This window comes from Bacteroidetes bacterium SB0662_bin_6 (genome assembly GCA_009839485.1).
In the GTDB taxonomy this organism is placed as follows: Bacteria; Bacteroidota; Rhodothermia; order Rhodothermales; family VXPQ01; genus VXPQ01.
The window spans coordinates 1-3,164 of the sequence record VXPQ01000056.1 but is presented as its reverse complement, the minus strand read 5'-3'; the positions used below and the strand labels follow the sequence as shown (position 1 = coordinate 3,164).

General features: G+C 57.1%; 2 protein-coding genes. One reads left to right on the top strand and one right to left on the bottom strand.

All coding sequences use genetic code 11. From position 1 onward, the window contains the following. Positions 1 to 286: 286 nt before the first annotated feature. Complete coding sequence (locus F4Y00_10790; protein MYE05442.1) at positions 287 to 979, bottom strand: hypothetical protein; 693 nt, start codon at positions 977 to 979, stop codon at positions 287 to 289. A gap of 774 nt (positions 980 to 1,753) precedes the next feature. Here F4Y00_10790 and F4Y00_10785 point away from each other — a divergent pair. Next, complete coding sequence (locus F4Y00_10785) at positions 1,754 to 2,965, top strand: threonine ammonia-lyase (protein MYE05441.1); 1,212 nt, start codon at positions 1,754 to 1,756, stop codon at positions 2,963 to 2,965. Positions 2,966 to 3,164 lie beyond the last annotated feature (199 nt).

The following is a 3,164-nucleotide window of genomic DNA, read 5'->3' as shown; positions in this document are numbered from 1 at the left end:
TTCGATAAAAAACCGGGCTGGAAACCCCGGCTGTCAACTTAAATATATAATTCCCACTGCTTACGTCTCACGCGTGCCGTCAGAACCCGAACAAGGGAGGACGAGCCAATCAATGGAAGGCTCGCATATATAATCCGGAAGAGGCCTGTAGTACCTATTCCCGACAGGAAAAAGAACCGCTTCACCTGCGGATCGTTCGGTGTGCGGGTGCTCATTAAAGGAAAAAGGCCTCGCCAGATTTCTCCGGCGAGGCCCTCACCCAATGCTGTTTCCTCCTTAAACGTTATTAGTTATCGAGCATCGCTTCCAACTGTTTTACGCCGGAGCCGATGTCGGCTTTCGCCCTTGATCTGCTGTCCTGGAGTTCATTTAAGGGAACCTCGTTATCGGGCTGGTCCCGTGAAGCTTGATCCATTTTGTGTGCTGGCCGTGTGAGGTAATACTCAGCATTGTCCACGGCCCTGTTTGCCGCAGTCTCGATCTTTTCGCTTGTCCAGTAGCCGTCCAACACTTCAAGTGCCCGGGCGATGTCTTCAGCATGTGGCGAGTTGGTGTTAACCAACGCTTGCGTATGGTGCGCTATGTACGGCTTGACAGCCTGTGGATTTTCGCTGTCAAGCAACGCGTTGAGCGCCGAGTGCGCCACCAACTGAGGTATGACTGTACGCACGATCGGGTTCTGCGTATACTCCGCCACGATCTTGTCAGCTTCTTTGCTCAGATTTTCGGCAGTTATGTCTCCTGCGTGATATTGTTTTGCCAGTTCACGCATTCCTGTCCCTGCCTCATTTATGGCGTTGGCGATTTCCGCTCCCTGGGGTTTGTAACCCTGACTGTCCTCCGCTTTCACGACAGCGATCGAACTGAACGAGACATCTATACCTCCAACCGAATCTGGAGACATAGAGTCTGTTGCGGTGCCGCATCCTGCAAACAGGATTAGAGCCGCAATGGCGGTAAGGTACCTGGTTATTTTCATAGCTATTTCCGTTTTTTCGTGTTGGGTTGGGATTAACAAGCTGGGCCGGTCTCATGAAAATAGATCCATTGATTGGGGCCATCCTCACACTCCCAGGAATAGCTGGCAGTACCATCTCCGCTATTGTAACCGCGAACGGTACATCCATATCCAGACCATTCACAGTCAGGTTTCTTTGCTGCATCGGCGGTATATGGAAAAATCATACAAATGGCAACCACCAATGTGGCGAAAATCCGTTTACTCATGTTCTTTCTCTGTTGGGTTTTTGATACATCCCTGAGGACGCATTGCCTCAGGACTTCGGCGCATATAGTAAAGGCGTTGGTGTAAAAAATCAAATTGCCCCGTCCAAAGAAAGTATGTATCGGATATTGGTGCGATTTAGGAGTTATTGACAACTTTTTGCAGAAAAGTACGTATCGAATTTTGTTATGACTTAGGAGTTATTGACAACTCTTTTCAAGAGGCATGTATCAGGTTTTGCTACGATTTAGGATTTATTGAAAACTCCTTGCAGGAAAGTATGTATCGGATTTTGTTACGATTTAGGAGTTTTTGACATAAGAGGTCTGCAAAAACCGGACGGTTTTTTCGGGCCGCTTCTCATTGCTGCATGTTTTGGGTGCAGAATAGCCTGCAGAGCCGCCTTCCCCTCGAAACCTTGCATTCAACCGATGGCCAAACCGGCTTTCTACCCTCGATGGCGAATTGCACGCGGCCCTCAACGCCTGTCGCGGAACCCCGTCACCGTCAGCCGGGTCTTTGATTCCCATGCTCAGGAACTCAGATATCGTCGCGGCCCGCGAACGGATCCGGGCCGAGGTGGTGCGGACCACCTGCCCGCAATCCTTCGCCCTCGAGGCGCGCGCCGACGGCCGGTTCTATCTCAAAACCGAGTTTCGGCAGCGCACCGGATCGTTCAAGGACCGGGGATCGCTCAACAAGCTTCGGTGTCTCGATCCGACCGCCCGCGAGGGGGGTGTCGTTGCGGCCAGCGCCGGGAATCATGCCCAGGCCCTCGCGTATCACGCCTCCCGGCTGGGGATCGCGTGTACGATCGTGATGCCCGACCACGCGCCCCTCATCAAGATCGCCCACACGCGCGGCTATGGCGCCCGCGTGATTCAGACCGGCGAGACCATCTCCGACGGGATGGCGCTCGTCGATCGCCTGGTCCGAGAGGAGGGACTCACGCTCGTCCACGCCTTCGACGACCTTGATGTGATGGCCGGCCAGGGGACGATCGGGCTGGAGATCCTCGAACAGGTGCCCGACCTCACGACGGTCATCGTCCCTGTCGGAGGGGGCGGGATGATTTCCGGTATCGCGACGGCGGTGAAGGCGCAGCGCCCCGATGTGCGCGTGATCGGCGTGGAGGCCGCAGCCTCACCGGGGGCCCGGGAGTCGCTGGCTGCCGGAAAACCCGTACACCTGGAGAACTCCAACACGCTCGCGGACGGCATCGCCGTGAAGCGGATCGGCGACCTCGCATTCCCTCACCTGACGGCGCTCGTGGACGATGTCGTCCTCATCGACGAGGAACAGATCACCCGCGCGATCTTCTTCCTCCTCGAATCCGAGAAGTTCGTCGTAGAAGGCGGTGGAGCGGTGTCCGTGGCCGCCGTCCTCGAGGGAAAGGTCGAACTCGGCCCCTCCGATGTCACCGTCTGCATTCTCTCTGGCGGCAACATCGACATGAACCTCGTATCGCGGGTCATCGACCGCGCACTCTGGGCCGATGGCCGGCTCGCGCGTCTCGCTGTCGTCGTTCGCGACCGCCCCGGCTACCTCAGCGAGGTGACGGCCCTCGTCGCGATCGAGGGTGCGAACGTGCTCCACATCGAACACACACGCGCCTTCGGGGACATCTCCGTAGGGAAGGTGGGGATCGAACTCACGATCGAGACGCGCGGCCATGACCATATCGCGAGGATTGTGGCCGAGCTTCGCGAACTCGGGCACCGGGTGGAAGAGCTGACCTGAGGCGTCCGGAGGGCGACTCCGGGATAGCGGCGGCCTTCTTCCTCCGCGGCGCCTATGTCCCGTGCCGGCGCATTCCATTCAACGGACGCAGGCAAAGGCGCCCGGCCCGATCCCCTCGGAGCAAAACGCAAAAACACGGCTCCTTCCTCAGGCATGCGGTCCAACGGGATGCGCACGCGGCTGCGCGTGTACACCAGCG